Here is a 17,936-nt window from a genome sequence, read left to right on the forward strand (position 1 = left end):
ATTTACTTAATCAAAGAATCTTTAAATTCTTTTTGTTCTTTTATCCATGCATCGTACTCTTCTTGAGTTTCAACAATTATGTTCATTTGCATGTTGTAATGAGATTTACCACAAATTTTATTACATAATAACAAGTAATGAAACTCGTAAGGATCTAAAGCTTCTTCGCCATTAGCAGCTAATTCTTTACTCTTTTCTGCTCTAATTTTATTGATTTTAGACACTTTCTCAACCATCTCTGGAGTTTGTCTCATTTCTGCAGTAGTAATAGTTGGAGTAAATCCAAATTGAGTAATCATACCAGGAACACAGTTCATTTGTGCTCTAAAGTGAGGCATGTAAGCAGAGTGCAATACATCTTGAGACCTGATTTTAAATAATACTGGTCTACCTACTGGTAAATGTACTTCGGAAACAATAATATCATCTTGACCATTTGGATCAGATTCATCTAATCCTAAAATATTAGCATTGTCAAGATTTATAAGCCTCACGTTTGCTTTACCTAAAGTATTATCGTTTCCACCGTAACGGGCTTTCCAGTTAAACTGTTGAGCATATAATTCGATAATTAAAGGATCTTCATCTTCACTTATATTCATAATAGAGGTCCAAGTAAACAATCCATAGATAATTAGACCTGATAATACAATAACAGGAATAATAGTCCAGATAGCCTCTAAGGTATTATTATCTGCATAGAATAAAGCTTTTTTACCTTTTTCACCTCTGTATTTAAAGGCAAAGTAATGCAATAAATACTGTGTAATAAATTGCACGATAAAAAGAATAACTAAGGTGATAATCATCAAATTATCAATTTGCGAGCCATGTTCTGAAGCAGCGTTTGATAATAAAGGTAGATCACCCCAATAAATAAAACATATAAAGGTTAAGATATATATGAAAGCCAAGAAGGCTAACATGATATAGGCATTTACCTTATTATCTTTATCTGTTGCTATCTGTGTATCTGAAACGCCTACTTGAGCCAAATCAAATATTTTAACCATTTGCCAAATGGCAATAGCCACAAAAATTACTATTATAATTGTTAAAAAAGCTGTCATTGTCTTTTCTCTTCTTTAATTAAGTTTCTTAATAATGGAAATGTTCACTTTCCTTCAAAAATGGATTTCTTTTTACTACTAATGGTGCTTTAGTTAAAGCCGTAAATGTAACGAATAGGAATAAGCCTAAAAATAACATTACTGATGCGATTTCTGGAATACCAAAAGCCCATCTATCTCCAACTGTTGCCGGCATAATCATAACATATACATCTACGAAGTGTCCTACTATTATAATAACACCAGACATTACAACAAACCATGGTAGACGTTTGTAATCACTATTCATTAATACTAAGAATGGGAAAACAAAGTTTAATACCAACATTCCAAAGAAAAGGATGTTGTAATCTTCTATACGAGTAATAAAGTATGTTACTTCTTCAGGAATATTCGCATACCAGATTAACATAAATTGAGAGAACCATAAGTACGCCCAAAAAATACTAAATCCGAACATGAATTTTGCTAAGTCATGAATGTGACTATCATTAACTACCTCTAAATGACCTCTAGATTTTAGATATAAGGCTACAAAAGCAATTACTGTAATACCACTTACCGCCATTCCTGCAAATACATACCATCCAAATAGGGTACTGAACCAGTGTGGATCAACACTCATAATCCAATCCCACGACATAATAGATTCTGTATAGATAAAGAATACTAAGAATGCGGCCGAAATACGGAATGCTTTTTTAAAGTTACTCTCGTCTGTAGCTGTATCATTAGCTATTGAGAACTTACGGGCGAAATGTCTGTATAAAGCCCAACCTGCAATAAAAATTATTCCTCTAACTGCAAACCAACCTATACTTAAATAATTAGCTTTTCCTTGTAGTAACTTGTCGTTAGCAACTACATCTGGATCCATCCAAACAAAAATATTGTAATGACCTATAAGTCCAGAGGCTAATGCTATTGCTAACACAATAACACCTCCTGGTAATACATAAGCTGTAATTCCCTCCATGACTCTAAATAGTACCGGAGACCAACCTGATTGAGATGCAATTTGAATAGCATAAAAAGCCAACACTCCCAGAGCGATCATAAAAAAGAAAAAGGCTGCTACATATAATGCAGACCAAGGTCTATTTGCTATTTGATGCTGTACATGCTTTACGTGTTCTGAGTGTTCATCCACTTGAGCAATACCATCTTGTCCATTTGTTTCATGACCTTTATCTGAATGTTCTGAAACTACAGCATGATCTCCACCATGATGAGACGCTTCTTCTGCAAGCATGGTTTCAACTTCTTCAAAAGATTTATGAGATGTCATAAAACCATATCCTACGCCTAATAGACCTAAAATCATTAAGGCAATAGAAAATGTCTTTAATTTATTTGAGAATGTGTACATATCTATATTGAATCTTTATCTTTCTTACTTTTCTAATTTAGCTTTTAAATCTAATACATAAGCAACCACTTGCCAACGTTCTTCTTCATTAAGTTGGTTTGCATACGAACCCATAGTGTTTTTACCGTAGTAAATTACATGATATATACTTCCAGCCGTAATAGCTCTTCCTATATCATCGTACTTAGGTATACCAAGAATCTTTTCTCTTTTCACTAGGTTTCCTTGTCCATCACCTTTAGTTCCGTGACAAATTCCACAATAAATATCATATAATCCTTTGGCACGAACTAAATCAACTTGAGTCGAATCTAATGGACTCATTAAATTAGCTTTTGCTAAATTATACCCATCAATGGTATTCTCGTAATCAAAAGGTTTATGTCCTCTAGGCACCGTTCCTTCAACAGGCAATTGGGCTTCTACACCATTTGTAAAGGCAGCGGACTCTGAATACGTTTCGTAACCTACAGATTCATACATGTCAGGCATGAACTGGTAGTTAGGTTTTGACTTGTTTTGGCAAGCCACAAACGATGCGAATACTAATGCGATAACCGTTATTTTTACTAAGCTCTTCATATTACAATATTAATGTGCTTCTTCTTTTTCTATTAATTTAATTTCTACTGCTCCAGTTTCTTTCAATAAGTTTTCTAACTCTGTTTGATTTCCATGAACAGGGATTTCCATTAAGAAATGGTCATCAGTAGTTCTTACATCTGGATTTTCAGCTTCTTTAAATGGCCACAGTTTACTTCTTAAATAAAATGTAATTACCATTAAGTGGGCAGCAAAAAATACGGTTAGCTCAAACATAATTGGTACGAAGGCTGGCATATTTTCAATGAAGCTAAAACTTGGTTTACCCCCAATATTTTGAGGCCAGTCTTCTATCATGATATATTTCATCATGAAAATTGCTACTACTAATCCTACAGATCCGTATAAAAATGCTGTTATAGCTAATCTAGTTGGCGCTAGGCCCATTGCCTTGTCTAGTCCATGAACTGGAAAAGGTGTATATATCTCTTCAATGTGATGTTTTTCCGCTCTTACTCTTTTAACGGCGTTCATTAAAACATCATCATCTGTATAAATAGCGTGAATTACTTTTGACGTTTCCATATTGCTACTCGTCGTTTTTAGTTTTGTTAACTTGACTTCCAGAAGTTCTTTCATCAACTCCAGTTCCCACTAAACTCTTTCCTGACTCTCTTAAAGTTTTATACTTATCACCAGAAGATTTTAGAATGGTTTTAATTTCAGCTTGTGCAACTACCGGGAATGTTCTAGCATATAATAAGAATAATACAAAGAAGAATCCTATAGTTCCAATAAAAATTCCAATATCTACAAAAGTTGGAGAGAACATTGTCCATGAAGATGGTAAGTAATCTCTATGTAATGAAGTTACGATAATAACAAAACGCTCAAACCACATTCCAATGTTTACTACAATTGAGATTATGAAAGAGAACATAATACTTGTTCTTAATTTCTTAAACCACATAAACTGTGGAGAGAATACGTTACAAGTCATCATTGCCCAATATGCCCACCAGTAAGGACCAGTTGCTCTGTTTAAGAAGGCATATTGCTCGTACTCTACTCCAGAATACCATGCAATAAATAACTCAGTAATATATGCTACACCAACAATAGAACCTGTAATCATAATTACAATGTTCATTAATTCAATGTGCTGAATAGTAATATAATCTTCAAGGTTAACCACTTTTCTCATAATAATAAGAAGCGTGTTTACCATTGCGAATCCTGAGAATACCGCACCTGCAACGAAATAAGGAGGGAAAATAGTAGTATGCCAACCAGGTATTACAGACGTTGCGAAGTCAAAAGATACAATCGTATGTACAGAAAGTACTAAAGGCGTTGCCAAACCAGCAAGTACTAAAGATACTTCCTCAAAACGCTGCCAGTCTTTTGCACGTCCAGACCAACCAAAACTTACTAAAGAATAAATTTTCTTTTGGAAAGGTTTTACTGCTCTATCACGTAGCATTGCAAAGTCAGGAAGTAAACCAGTCCACCAGAAAACTAATGAAACCGATAAATACGTAGAAATTGCAAATACGTCCCAAAGTAACGGTGAGTTAAAGTTTACCCATAAAGATCCGAATTGGTTTGGTATAGGTAATACCCAATATGCCAACCACGGACGCCCCATATGTATTAGTGGGAACAATCCTGCTTGTACAACAGCAAAAATTGTCATTGCTTCCGCAGAACGGTTAATTGCCATTCTCCATTTTTGACGGAAAAGCAAAAGTACTGCAGAAATTAAAGTTCCTGCGTGACCAATACCAACCCACCAAACGAAGTTAGTAATATCCCAAGCCCAACCTACGGTCTTGTTTAAACCCCAGGTTCCGATACCTGTTGAAATTGTATAAATAATACACCCTATTCCCCAGAGAAACGCTGCAAGTGAAATAGAAAAAACTATCCACCAAGATTTGTTTGCTTTACCTTCAACAGGTCGTGCTACATCCACGGATACATCGTGGTATGATTTTTCACCTGTAACTAAAGGTCTTCTAATAGGTGCTTCGTAATGAGACGCCATAATCCTTCTATAATTATTTTCTTAATTCGTTTTTATTATGCTTCGGTTGTATTTCTCACTTTAGTATGATACTGCACATTAGGTCTCGTGCCAATATGTTCTAATAGGTGATACATACGGTTATCTTCTAAAAGTTTTGCAACTTTACTTTCTTTATCGTTGATGTCTCCAAATACCATAGCTCCATTGCCACATGCAGCAGAACAAGCAGTTTGGAATTCGCCATCCTTAATAACACGTCCATCACGTTTAGCATCAAGAATAGTCTTTTGTGTCTTTTGAATACACATAGAACATTTTTCCATAACACCACGAGAACGCACTACAACATCTGGGTTTAAAACCATACGTCCTAAATCATCATTCATATGATAATCGAACTCATCGTTTTTAGCGTATAAGAACCAGTTAAAACGACGTACTTTATAAGGACAGTTATTCGCACAGTAACGGGTACCTACGCAACGGTTATATGCCATGTGATTTTGACCTTGACGACCATGTGAAGTTGCCGCTACAGGACAAACAGTTTCACAAGGTGCATGGTTACAATGCTGACACATTACTGGTTGGAAAGCTACTTGAGGGTTATCTGAAGCGTGCTCCATTTCACCAAACTCACTTAACGAGCTTCCTAGTCCTGAAATATTGTTCTTTTTATCGTTATCTCCAGCAAAAGATTCTTCAGATGAATAGTATCTATCTATACGTAACCAATGCATATCACGGCTCTTACGCATCTCTGATTTACCTACAACAGGAACGTTGTTTTCTGCATGACAAGCAATAACGCACGCCCCACAACCTGTACAAGCGTTCAAATCGATAGATAAGTTAAAATGATGCCCGATAGTACGATCAAATTCATCCCAAAGATCCACTTTAGAAACCTCTGTTTCAACATGGTTTAAAGATACAACTGTTGGAGGGTTCCAAACTTTTTTATCTTTAGTATTGAAGATTTCTAATGAAGTTTCTTTAATAATATCTCCACGCCCCATTAAAGTGTTGTGTAGTTGTACACAAGCAAACTCATGCATTCCTGATGCAGCAGTAACACTTACATTTTGTAACGTATTAAAATCTTGGTATAATGCATACGCATTAACACCTGTTTTCATTTCATTTTTTAATCCAACTGTTCTTCCATAACCAAACGAAAGACCAACAGAACCTTTTGCCTGTCCTGGTTGGATAATTACTGGTACATTTTCTATAGTAACGCCATTAGCAGTAATATTTACATAGCTTCCATTAAGTCCACCATCTGCCATATGTTCGTTTCTTAGTCCTAGCGAATCAGCATCAGCTTTAGAAACTGTTAAATAGTTGTCCCAAGTAGTTCTTGTAATTGGATCTGGAAACTCTTGTAACCAAGGGTTATTAGCTTGTTGCCCATCACCCATTCCTACTTTAGTATATAAAGTAAGTTCTAAACCTTCAGAAGCAGTTGCAGAAGCTAATGCTCTGGCAGCTTGACCACCTGAAACAGCTTTTGGTTCAACTGTAGTTTCACCTTCTTCACTAGCAGTTCCAACTAAAGTATCTGCTTCTTGTGAACTAGTAACACTTCCGTTAGAAGTGAAAACTCCGTCATGTAAAGCTTGACTAAAAGATGCACCATTTAAGATACTTGATTCCCAAGTTTGCTTGATATAATCGTGATAAGAAGCATCGCTACCCATCCAACTTAATAAAGCGTCTTGAAATTGTTTTGTATCAAATAAAGGACGGATAGTTGGTTGCGTTAAAGCAAAATGTCCTTTCTTTAATTCTACGTCACCCCATGATTCAAGATAATGAGGAGCCGCAGCGATATATTGTGTTTTTGTTGATGTTTCGTCCGCCTTCATAGAGAAAGTAACAGACAAATCCGTATTCGCCAAACCTTCAGCAAACTCTGCTGCATTTGGTAAAGTATATAATGGATTAACACCACTCATAATAACAGCTCCAACTTTACCTGCTTTCATATCAGCAACTAAAGTTTTCACATCATTATCATTTCCTTGTCTAGTTTTAATTGGTGTTGAAGGATCAAAAGCTTTTGAACTTAAGTATTCGTTAATTTCAAAAACTACTGTTTGAGCATTCACATCTTGAATACCTGTCACCACGACACCTTTGCTTCCTGCTTTTTTAAGTTGAGAAGCTGCTTTGCTAATAGCATCTAAAATATTCTCAGGTAAATCTACAGAAATAGACCCACCTACAACTTCACTATATAATTTAGCTAGAGCTAGTTTTTGTTGTGTTGGAGTTAATGGAACACGTTTATCGGCATTTGCCCCGGTTAAGGACATGTTTGATTCGAATTGAATGTGACGTGACATTTTTCCATCAGTAGGAATACGTCCGCTAGCATAACCCGAGTCGAAACCTCCACCTTGCCAATCACTCAAAAAGTCAGCACCAAACGATACAATTGTGTTAGCTTTAGAAAAATCATAGTTAGCTAGACCTCTCTCATTATATTTAGCTTGAAACGCGTCTAATGAAGCTGATTCTGAAACAGCATCATAAACCACATGTTTTACGTTAGCATACTTTTCTTTAAACTCTCCAATTAACTTAGAAGTAGATGGACTAGCAAAAGTTTGTGTTAATAAAACTATTTGTTTTCCAGATCCACTAACATCAGTTAACTTTTGAGTTACTTCTGAGTTCAAATCCTCCCATGAGATATAGCTTTCTCCTTTAACAGGACCTTGCACTCTCAAGCTATCGTACAGACTTAAAACCGATGCATTTACTCTAGCATTTGCTCCACCTTTAGTAGCTGCCAAAGTATTGTTTTCAATTTTAATTGGACGACCTTCACGAGTTTTCACTAATACGCTAGCAAAGTCAAAACCATCGGCTATTGTTGTTGCATAGTGGTTAGCTACACCAGGAATAATTTCTTCCGGTTGCACAACATAAGGAATGGATTTAACTACTGGTCCTTCACAAGCAGCAAGCGATGCTGCAGCTGTACTAAAACCAACATATTTTAAGAAATCACGACGTGTTGTTTTAGAACTCTCTAATGAACTTTTATCACCTAAAAACTCATCGGTTGGAATTTCGTTAACAAACTCGTTTTGTTGTAGCGCCTCAACAATAGAGCTATTTTCATTTAGCTCTTCAACACTTTTCCAGTATTTCTTGTTTGATGACATATTATATAATGAATTACTTCTTATTATTTTTTATTTATTTTATATCTCTAATGTGAATTTAGTAGTGACATTTACCACATTCTAAACCTCCCATTTGAGCTACTGTAAGCTTTTCTACACCATACTTCTTAGATAACTCTTCGTGTATTTTGGTATAGTAAGCATTGTCTTCAACTTTTACATCAGTACTTCTATGACAGTCTATACACCACCCCATTGTTAATGGAGAATATTGCGACATAATTTCCATAGTTTCAACTGGACCGTGACAAGTTTGACACTCTAAACCTCCAACGGTTACGTGTTGCGAGTGGTTAAAGTAAGCGAAGTCTGGCAGATTATGAATTCTTACCCATTTCACAGGCTGTGCTTCACCGGTGTATGCTTGATCTTCATCACTCCATCCTGCTGCCGCGTATAATTTTGCAATCTCACCATCGTAAAACTCTTTACTATACTCTTCAGTAGCTGTTGATTCTGCAACTTCATAAATAGATTTATGACAGTTCATACAAACATTTAAAGATGGAATCCCAGAAGTCTTACTAACTCTAGCTGAAGAGTGACAGAATTTACAATCTATTCCATTATCGCCTGCGTGAATTTTATGCGAAAAATGGATAGGTTGAACCGGTTGATAACCTTGATCAACACCTACTTGCATGAAATAACCATACACGTAATATCCACTAGCTAACAATAAAAGAACTACTGTTACTAATACTAAGAATTGATTTTGAATATATGCCTTCCAAATTGGAGTCCCTTTTGTTTCAGAAACATCTACTCCCTTAGCATCTGCAAAACGTGTTAAAGTACGTCTTACTAACACTAAAGAAACTGCCAATAAAGCAAAAAGCAATGCTAAAGCACCTAAAATAACTTTATTTGATATTCCGGAATCAGATGTTGCTGCAGTCGCAGCTCCACCAGCAACAGCAGCAGGCGCAGCAACTGTACGCTCTTGAGCTGTATAAGCTAAAATATCGCTAATATCCTGATCAGACAATTGTGGGAAGGCTGTCATTGCCGCTCCTCCATACTCATCGAAAATCTTTTTTCCATAAGCATCTCCAGACTTGATAACAGCAGAACTATTACGAATCCATGCAGCTATCCATTCTCTATCTAAACCTTGTTCTTCCTCTAGAATCTGCTCAATATTACGCAAAGCTGGCCCTGTCATCTTCTTATCTAACTGATGACAAGCAGCACAATTGGTATTGAACAATGATTTCCCCTTTTCAGGATCGCCATCTTGAGCGAAAATAGAGGTTGAAAGTGTTAGGATAAAAATTAAACTTAATGTAAGCACATTTCTACTTAACTTACGGTCACTCACCTGTTTCATATTAATGGTTGAATTAACTTCTTTAGTTTGGTACGATTTTTTCACTGATGTAAACAAAATTACAATTATAAAATCACTCGCAAAAATAGTATTAAAAGTCGATTTGAGAAATGTTAGCGAAGTGTTAATTGGTAATTTAGAGGTATTCTAAATAATAAATCGCTATAAAAATCAGTTTTTATCACATACCTTTGCATTAAACAACCTTGAAAATGAAAATATTGAACTCTAAAAACAGTCTTTACACCCTTGGGTTTACTGTATTATTTACAAGCCTAAGTTTTGCTCAACAAGGCAACGTAACTATAAATCAAGACAAAGAAATTGAGCAATTGTTAAATTTAAAGAAGACAATTAACGCCTCAGAAAACACTTCTGACCGTTATAGAATCCAAATTTATTCTGGACAGAGAAGTGGAGCAGAAACCACACAAAGTAATTTTAAAGCTTTGAACTTAGAAATGTCATCGAAACTTGTTTACGAAACACCAAACTATAAAATATGGGTTGGAAATTTTAGAACGCGTTTGGAGGCTGATCGAGCATTAGTAAAAGTTAAAAACACATTTCCAACCGCCTTTATATTTAAGCCTAAGAAAGAATAGGAATAACTTATATGAAATAGGGTCAAAATAAGTAATTAATTTTAAGTTTAAAATAATCATACTACTTGACGTAATAGAAAGCAAAAAATACGTCGAAAATTAGATTATAATTCAAAAGCTATCCCTAAAAAATGTTTACATCCTATATAGGAAACAATTTAGAGATAGCTTTTTTATTTATTGTACCACTACTTTTTTCAATAGCACCCGATTTTTGGTGGTTAATTGAATAAAGTAAACTCCTTGAGACAATTTAGTCACATCTATTTCGGATTTCACTTCAACATTAGACCATATAAGTCGACCAGAAATATCATAAAAGTCTATTTTCTGGAATTCCAAACTATCAAAACCTCCAATGGTTACCATCGTCTTTGCCGGGTTAGGATAAATACTAATTAGACTTCCCGTTGAAAAACTATCTACACCTAAAGTTGTGTCTTGAACATCCCCTGTTAAAGAATTTATGGCGCCACAAAGAGATTCTGTTACGGCAGTTTCCTCAACCCAATCACCTAAACTTAAACTAAGTGGATTTGTCAAGGACGCTGTTGTATTATAGTATAACACGTGTGTGTTAACAAACGTTCCATTACCATCATCTGCATAAATTTCCCAACGCAAATTAGTTTCATTCCATGCAATTTGAAACTCACAATTACCAATACCAACGCATGGCGAGTTATCATCTACAGGATCTGTTTCGAAAGTATTTCTACCTGTTGCATCCAAGAATATTTGATTAAATATATAATCTTGATTTTCAATTAAAGCATGACAAGCGTTAAGTGTAATGCTTTGCGAAAAACTAGACACCCAAATTAAAACAAAACTCAAGGTTAATATATGATTTATCCGTTTCATAATTAACATTTAATTTTGACTTGGAAAATAACCAGAAGTACAAATAATAAAAGTTATTGCTTGAGAAGGTTGCATGTTATTAATAGGCATGCCACCTCCTGCACTACCAATCATTCCAGGATTCATGGTTGTAGTTGAACCGGCTGTAGCATACTACTTATCCAATAATTTTGTATCTGCCGGAAAATTATTTGTTGGTGAGGAGCTGTCGCCTTCATCACTAACAGCATTAATGGTATGGGAGTGCAATGGCATATTATTAACAGTAATAACATTGGTTTCAGAACCAACTTGATCCCCCCAAGCCCTAGGTGTTAACCCAGGTCCACTACCTACGTGCATAGGAACTCGTTCTCTTAAATCTGGAAGTCCAAATGTTGTTTGACCATTTCCACCATACGTAGTTCCTAAAAGGCAAACAAAGCTTAATTTTGACCAATACTCAACAACTGTCCATCACATTTTGCCCAACCTACTGGCGCATAAGATCCAGCAAACATACGTATTTCCTCCCCCAAAAAAGGCCCCAGGGCATTAGCTATATCCGTAATGCTTAAACATAATAATAGGAATAAAATAGTAATTGATTTTTTCGTAAATTCAAATGATTTAAATTGATTTTAGCCTACGTAATTACGACTAATTATTTTTAGACAAAATAATTAAAAATAAAAAAAGCGACCAATGGTCGCTTTTAATCGTAATATATATGTATTTATTTCAATTTCTTTTTTACTTCTACCTCATGGTAAGCCTCAATTATATCGCCTTCTTTAATGTCGTTATAATTTTTAATTTGCATACCACAATCGTATCCTTTAGCTACTTCTTTCACATCGTCTTTAAAACGTTTTAATGAACTAAGTTCACCAGTGTAAATTACAACACCGTCACGGATTAAACGAACTCCAGAGTTTCTAAATATTTTACCAGTTAACACCATACAACCAGCAATACTTCCAATTTTAGATACTTTAAAGATTTCTCTAATTTCTGCTGTACCTGTAATCTCTTCTTTAAGCTCTGGAGATAACATACCTTCCATAGCATCTTTCAGATCGTTGATAGCATCGTAGATAATAGAATACATTCTGATATCGATTTCTTCCTTATCTGCAATTTGACGTGCATTACCCATTGGTCTTACGTTAAATCCAATAATAATGGCATCAGAGGCAGTTGCTAATAACACATCACTTTCGGTAATTGGTCCAACTCCTTTATGAATGATGTTTACTTGAATTTCTTCAGTTGATAAATTCTGGAATGAATCTGTTAATGCTTCAACAGAACCATCCACATCACCTTTCAGTATAATGTTTAACTCTTGGAAATCTCCAAGTGCAATACGTCTTCCAATTTCATCTAAAGTAATATGACGTTGTGTTCTAACAGACTGCTCACGTTGTAACTGTGTACGTTTGGTTGCAATTTGTCTTGCTTCACGTTCGTCTGCAAACACATTAAACTTATCACCTGCTTGTGGTGCTCCATCTAGACCTAAAATAGATACAGGGGTTGATGGTCCAGCGGCAACAATTTCTTTGCCACGCTCGTCGTGCATCGCTTTAACTTTACCACTGTGTTTACCAGCAAGCACGTAGTCTCCTACTCGTAAAGTTCCTGCTTGTACTAATATAGTTGATACATAGCCTCGTCCTTTATCTAAAAAGGCTTCGACAACAGTTCCTTCTGCTGCTTTATTTGGATTTGCTTTAAGATCTAATAATTCAGCCTCAAGCAATACTTTTTCTAATAATTCTTTTACCCCAGTTCCCATTTTTGCTGAGATATCGTGTGACTGGATTTTCCCTCCCCAATCTTCAACCAACAAGTTCATATTTGCAAGTCCTTCTTTAATCTTATCAGGATTTGCAGTTGGTCTATCTATTTTGTTGATAGCAAAAACTATTGGCACTCCAGCAGCCTGAGCGTGTGCTATAGCTTCCTTCGTTTGTGGCATGATATCGTCATCGGCTGCTACTACAATAATAGCAATATCTGTAACTTGAGCTCCACGAGCACGCATGGCCGTAAAGGCTTCGTGACCAGGAGTATCTAAGAAGGCCATTTTTTGACCATTTTCTAATTGTACACCATAAGCTCCAATATGCTGAGTAATTCCACCTGACTCACCTGCAATTACATTTTCTTTACGGATGTTATCCAATAAAGATGTTTTACCGTGATCCACGTGACCCATTACCGTAACAATTGGTGCGCGTTCAACTAAATCTTCTGGTTTGTCTTCAACTTTTTCAATGGCATCTTCAATACCTGTATCAACAAACTCTACCTCGAAACCAAATTCTTCAGCTACAATACTTAATGTTTCTGCATCCAAACGTTGGTTCATGGTAACCATCATTCCAAGCGACATACATGCTGAAATAATTTGTGTTACGGGAACGTCCATCATCGTAGACATTTCACTTGCAGTAACAAATTCTGTTACTTTTATAATTTTACTTTCAGCAGCTTCGGCTTGTTGATCTTTAGCTGTTTGTTCTCTATGTAGATCTCTTTTGTCTCTACGATATTTAGCACCTTTTCCTCTACTAGATTTACCCTGTAGTTTCTCTAAGGTTTCACGTATTTGTTTTTGTACATCCTCCTCACTAGGCTCTTCTTTAACAGTCGTCCTTCTGCCTTTAGCGGCACCAGGTTTTCCTTTAAATCTATCGTTTCCTCCTCTTGCAGTTGTAGTAGAAGCCGCACCTCCAGTACCTGGAGCTCCCGCTTTACTAATTCTGCGTCGTTTTTTCTTATTAGCGAGTCCAGCCTTATCAGCTTTCTTCTTATCGTCAACTTTCTTCTTAGGTTTATTGAACTGAGATAAATCGATTTTCTCTCCAGCAATTTTTGGACCTGAAAGTTTTTGGTATTGAGTTTCTAATTTCACCTCTTCTATTGGTGCATCAGGATCTCTAGGAGCTTCTTTTTTTGGTTCCGGCTTTTTAGTTTCAACCTTTACGGGTTCAACTTTTGTCGTCTCGGTTTTCTTTGAGCTTTCTACCTTTGGTTTTTCGGTAGGTTTCTCTACTTCCTTTTCAGGTGTTTTTTCAACTACTTGCTCTTTAGGTTTTTCAGGTGCTTTTTCGGCAACTTTCTCAGCGACTTTTTCAACTGGCTTCTCAACTTTAACCTCTTCTTCTTTTTTAGCAGGAGCTTCAACAGCCTTTTTCTTTGGCTCCAAGTCAATTTTTCCAACTTGTTTTGTACCTGCTAAAGTAGCTTTAGCTTTTACAACTTCGGCTTCTTTGGCTCTAGCCTCAGCCTCCCTTTTCGCTCTTGCTTGCTCTCTTTCTTCAAGCTCACGTTCACGCTGTTCCTTCAAGGCTTCTTTTTCCTTTTGCTTAGCCTCACTAACTTCTTGAGACGCCATTTTTTTGTTGGCATCTGTTTGAAATTCGTCGGAAAGAACTTGGTAAACCTCGTTTGAAATCTTTGTAGTTGGACGTTTCTCTATCTCAACACCTTTGGAATCCAAGAATTCCACGGCGCGGTCTAAAGAAATATTCAACTCGCGTAATACTTTATTTAATCTAATTGTTTCAGCCATAAATCGCTTTAATATAACCTAAAAATTGTTATTCTTCAAATTCTTCTCTAAGAATTCTAATAACATCTAAAATTGTTTCTTCTTCTAAATCTGTTCTCTTTACTAAATCTGCCACTTCTTGTTCTAGGATGCTTTTGGCAGTGTCTAAACCAGCTTTGCTAAACTCAGCAATAATCCAGCTTTCTATTTCGTCTGTGAATTCAGATAACTCCACATCTTCTTCAGCACCTTCTCTAAACACATCAATTTCGTAACCAGTCAGTTGTCCGGCTAAACGAATATTGTGTCCTCCACGTCCAATTGCTTTACTAACTTCCTCAGGTTTTAAAATAGCTTCGGCACGTTTATTCTCTTCATCTATTTTAACAGAAGTTACACGAGCAGGGCTTAGAGCTCTAGTAATATACAACTGTAAGTTGGTTGTATAATTAATTACATCTATATTTTCGTTCCCAAGTTCACGTACTATTCCATGAATTCTAGAACCTTTCATTCCTACACAAGCTCCTACAGGATCTATTCTGTCATCATAAGAATCTACGGCTACTTTTGCTTTTTCACCTGGAATTCTAACTACTTTTTTAATGGTAATCAATCCGTCGAATACTTCTGGGATTTCTTGTTCGAATAATTTCTCTAAGAAAATTGGAGAAGTACGAGACATTATAATTGTAGGCTTATTTCCTTTTAACTCTACACTTTCAACAATTCCACGAACATTATCTCCTTTTCTAAAAAAGTCTGAAGGAATTTGTTTTTCCTTAGGTAGTATAATTTCGTTACCATCATCATCTAATAGAATAACAGCTCTGTGACGTATATGATGCACTTCGGCTGTATAAATCTCTCCGATTTGATCTTTAAATTGCTTATAAATATTTGTATTATCGTGTTCGTGTATTTTTGAAATTAAATTTTGTCTTAATGCTAAAATAGAACGACGTCCTAAGTCGATTAACTTCACTTCTTCCGACACATCCTCACCTACTTCGAAGTCTGGCTCAATTTTGCGTGCTGCTGATAAAGATATTTCTTGATTTGGATCTTCAACTTCACCATCAGCAACCACAACTCTATTTCTCCATATTTCTAAATCGCCTTTATCAGGGTTTATAATTATATCAAAATTGTCGTCGTCTCCAAATTTCTTTTTTAGGGCATTTCTAAACACATCTTCAAGAATCGCCATTAACGTTACACGATCAATAAATTTGTCGTCTTTGAATTCTGAAAACGATTCAATTAACGCAAGATTTTCCATATCTTTTTTGAATTAAAATTTTATCATAACTTTTGCTTCAACTATATCTTTATAGGCTATTTCTGCCTTATTCTGTACAGTAACCTTCCCCTTACCAACCGGTTTAGGTTCTCTAGATTCCCACTGTACAACAATATGATTGTCTGTTGCGTCTAAAAGATCTGCTTCTATAACTTTATCGTTAGTTTTAATTTCTAAAGTTCTACCAACATTTTTTTTATACTGTCTTACATTCACCAAAGGAGACGTTGCTCCTGCAGAGGCTACTTCTAAAGAAAAATCTTGTTCTTCTCTATCTAAATTATGTTCTATGGCACGACTAACAAACATACAGTCTTCCACGGTAACTCCAGTATCCCCATCAATGACAATCTTTATACTATTGTCTTCTGAAATAGTCAGGTCGATTAAAAACAAATGTTGTTTTTCTTCTAAACCTTCTTTTAATAAATTTTCGACAGTTGTTCTAAACATTTCTTGGTATAAAAAGAGGGGACTTTACGTCCCCTCATATCTCTTAATTCTTACAACGGTGCAAATATACAATTTTTTATTGAAATACAATGCAAATTAGGCACTTTCATAATTAAACGAAATATTTACTTCTTCATAAGCCGTATTGCCTCGCTCCATTATACCACTGATTATTAACTTTAAACAAGCGCAGCTTTATTTAAGCGTTTACACACGGGTTGATCAGTTTGGTTTTACAATTAAATTAATCATCCAAGGCATAACACCTCGTTTTTAAGTGGTCATTAAACCACTAAAAAACAAGGTTTTCTAGTTTAAACACCTTCTGAAATCCATAAAACCAAAAGTCCGTTTATTAGCAATTAACTTAAGTTTCTTTTAGGACACGTTAGCCGATTCCAATTAGTAATTACCTTTAGTTTTTTTCAATCCTACATAATAACTCCAATTGGACTTCTCAATATAGTTTTATTTTCTTATTTTTAAAGAACCAATTTTCAAAAAACCTAAAAACCAACCATGAAAAAAATCCTTGTACCCACAGATTTCTCAACAGAAGCTGAAAACGCTCTAAAAGTAGCTGCACAATTAGCCAAAAGATATGATGGTGAGATTTACTTAATTCACCTATTAGAACTTCCATTAACTCAAATAGACGCTCTTAGTCAGCAAAGCGAATTGCCTGAAGCCATGTTTTTCATGAAGTTGGCACACAAAAAATTCAAAGAGATATTAGCTAAAGATTATCTAAAAGGCATTAAAGTTCATGATATAGTTGATTTCAACCAATCTTTCACCGGAATTTCTAAAATAGCCAAAGAAAAAGGTGCCGATTTAATAGTTATGGGATCTCACGGCGCTAGCGGATTTAAAGAAATGTTTATTGGTTCCAATACTGAAAAAGTAGTTAGAACAGCAGACGTACCAGTACTAGTTATTAAAAATGAACACAAGAACTTTGCCCTTCATGATATCGTTTTTGCATCGGACTTTAAAAAAGACAGTAAAGAAACATATAGACAAGCCACAGAATTAGCAAAAGCATTCCATGCCAAATTACATTTGCTATTGGTTAATACAGCAAGCAACTTTACTACCACTACAGAAGCCAAAGCCAGAATCTTAGATTTTATTGCTGATTATGACTATAAGAATTACACTATTAATATATTTAACGACGAAAACGTAGAACAAGGCATTTTAAATTTCTCTCATATTATTAGTGCCGACTTAATTGGAATAAGCACCCATGGCAGACAAGGCATTGCTCACTTTTTAAACGGCAGCATTAGTGAGGACTTGGTTAACCACGCAAATAGACCGGTAATAACTTTTAAAATATAAAATACACTAAGCAACAACAAAGCCTTTCAATTAATTTTGAAAGGCTTTGTTGTCTATACTGCAATTCATCGTCATGACTCACTTTCCCATAAACCAGATTTAACCAATTACAACTATGATTAAAAACAAAAAATCCCAATCAAATAAATGATTGGGATTTCAACTTTACAGTTGGCCTACTAGGGCTCGAACCTAGACTCTTCTGGACCAAAACCAGACGTGTTGCCAGTTACACCATAGGCCATAGCGCAATTGAGTTTGCAAATTTAAAACAAACTTTGATTT

At 35.4% G+C, this 17,936-nt stretch carries 15 protein-coding genes and 1 tRNA gene; 2 read left to right on the forward strand and 14 right to left on the reverse strand.

Annotated elements, in window-relative coordinates:
* Positions 1-2: 2 nt before the first annotated feature.
* Genes VKY41_RS04180 through VKY41_RS04210 form a run of 7 tightly spaced genes read right to left on the reverse strand, consistent with a single transcriptional unit; the run spans position 3 to position 9,541 of the window.
* Positions 3-1,070, reverse strand: a complete 1,068-nt coding sequence (locus VKY41_RS04180; RefSeq protein ID WP_500813179.1) for a cytochrome c oxidase subunit II — start codon at positions 1,068-1,070, stop codon at positions 3-5.
* Between the two features lie 28 nt (positions 1,071-1,098).
* Complete coding sequence (locus tag VKY41_RS04185) at positions 1,099-2,439, reverse strand: quinol:cytochrome C oxidoreductase (RefSeq protein WP_500813180.1); 1,341 nt, start codon at positions 2,437-2,439, stop codon at positions 1,099-1,101.
* A gap of 24 nt (positions 2,440-2,463) precedes the next feature.
* Complete coding sequence (locus VKY41_RS04190; protein ID WP_500813181.1) at positions 2,464-3,021, reverse strand: c-type cytochrome; 558 nt, start codon at positions 3,019-3,021, stop codon at positions 2,464-2,466.
* Between the two features lie 9 nt (positions 3,022-3,030).
* On the reverse strand, positions 3,031-3,567 hold the full coding sequence (locus VKY41_RS04195; RefSeq protein WP_500813182.1) for a DUF3341 domain-containing protein: 537 nt from the start codon (positions 3,565-3,567) through the stop codon (positions 3,031-3,033).
* Between the two features lie 4 nt (positions 3,568-3,571).
* On the reverse strand, positions 3,572-5,029 hold the full coding sequence (gene nrfD, locus VKY41_RS04200; protein ID WP_500813183.1) for an NrfD/PsrC family molybdoenzyme membrane anchor subunit: 1,458 nt from the start codon (positions 5,027-5,029) through the stop codon (positions 3,572-3,574).
* A 35-nt stretch (positions 5,030-5,064) separates the two neighbouring features.
* Entirely contained in the window at positions 5,065-8,190 is a 3,126-nt protein-coding gene (locus VKY41_RS04205) for a TAT-variant-translocated molybdopterin oxidoreductase (RefSeq protein WP_500813184.1), read from the reverse strand.
* 58 nt (positions 8,191-8,248) lie between these two features.
* Complete coding sequence (locus VKY41_RS04210; protein WP_500813215.1) at positions 8,249-9,541, reverse strand: cytochrome c3 family protein; 1,293 nt, start codon at positions 9,539-9,541, stop codon at positions 8,249-8,251.
* Positions 9,542-9,753: 212 nt separating this feature from the next.
* Between VKY41_RS04210 and VKY41_RS04215 the strand changes: the two genes are divergently transcribed.
* Positions 9,754-10,146: an SPOR domain-containing protein gene (locus VKY41_RS04215; RefSeq protein WP_500813185.1), complete on the forward strand. Its 393-nt coding sequence runs from the start codon at positions 9,754-9,756 to the stop codon at positions 10,144-10,146.
* Between the two features lie 177 nt (positions 10,147-10,323).
* Here the strand turns inward: VKY41_RS04215 and VKY41_RS04220 are convergent, their stop codons facing one another.
* The 6 genes from VKY41_RS04220 to rimP all read right to left on the reverse strand — a co-directional run bounded on the left by VKY41_RS04220 (position 10,324) and on the right by rimP (position 16,307).
* A complete protein-coding gene (locus VKY41_RS04220; protein WP_500813186.1) occupies positions 10,324-11,010 on the reverse strand; it encodes a T9SS type A sorting domain-containing protein in 687 nt (228 codons plus the stop codon).
* A 153-nt stretch (positions 11,011-11,163) separates the two neighbouring features.
* Entirely contained in the window at positions 11,164-11,352 is a 189-nt protein-coding gene (locus VKY41_RS04225; RefSeq protein WP_500813187.1) for a phage tail protein, read from the reverse strand.
* 83 nt (positions 11,353-11,435) lie between these two features.
* Positions 11,436-11,510: a tail fiber protein gene (locus VKY41_RS04230; RefSeq protein WP_500813216.1), complete on the reverse strand. Its 75-nt coding sequence runs from the start codon at positions 11,508-11,510 to the stop codon at positions 11,436-11,438.
* Positions 11,511-11,725: 215 nt separating this feature from the next.
* A complete protein-coding gene (gene infB, locus VKY41_RS04235; RefSeq protein WP_500813188.1) occupies positions 11,726-14,572 on the reverse strand; it encodes a translation initiation factor IF-2 in 2,847 nt (948 codons plus the stop codon).
* A 28-nt stretch (positions 14,573-14,600) separates the two neighbouring features.
* Positions 14,601-15,833, reverse strand: a complete 1,233-nt coding sequence (gene nusA, locus VKY41_RS04240; RefSeq protein WP_500813189.1) for a transcription termination factor NusA — start codon at positions 15,831-15,833, stop codon at positions 14,601-14,603.
* 12 nt (positions 15,834-15,845) lie between these two features.
* Positions 15,846-16,307: a ribosome assembly cofactor RimP gene (gene rimP / locus VKY41_RS04245; RefSeq protein ID WP_500813190.1), complete on the reverse strand. Its 462-nt coding sequence runs from the start codon at positions 16,305-16,307 to the stop codon at positions 15,846-15,848.
* A gap of 519 nt (positions 16,308-16,826) precedes the next feature.
* On the opposite strand from rimP, the gene VKY41_RS04250 reads away from it, so the two are divergent.
* Positions 16,827-17,651, forward strand: coding sequence for a universal stress protein (locus VKY41_RS04250; RefSeq protein WP_500813191.1), 825 nt, complete (start codon positions 16,827-16,829; stop codon positions 17,649-17,651).
* A gap of 171 nt (positions 17,652-17,822) precedes the next feature.
* On the opposite strand, the gene VKY41_RS04255 is transcribed toward VKY41_RS04250, so the two are convergent.
* Positions 17,823-17,895, reverse strand: a tRNA-Gln gene (locus tag VKY41_RS04255).
* Positions 17,896-17,936: the final 41 nt, after the last annotated feature.

The sequence above is a fragment of the Xanthomarina sp. genome, assembly GCF_035306605.1.
Classification (GTDB): Bacteria; Bacteroidota; Bacteroidia; order Flavobacteriales; family Flavobacteriaceae; genus Xanthomarina.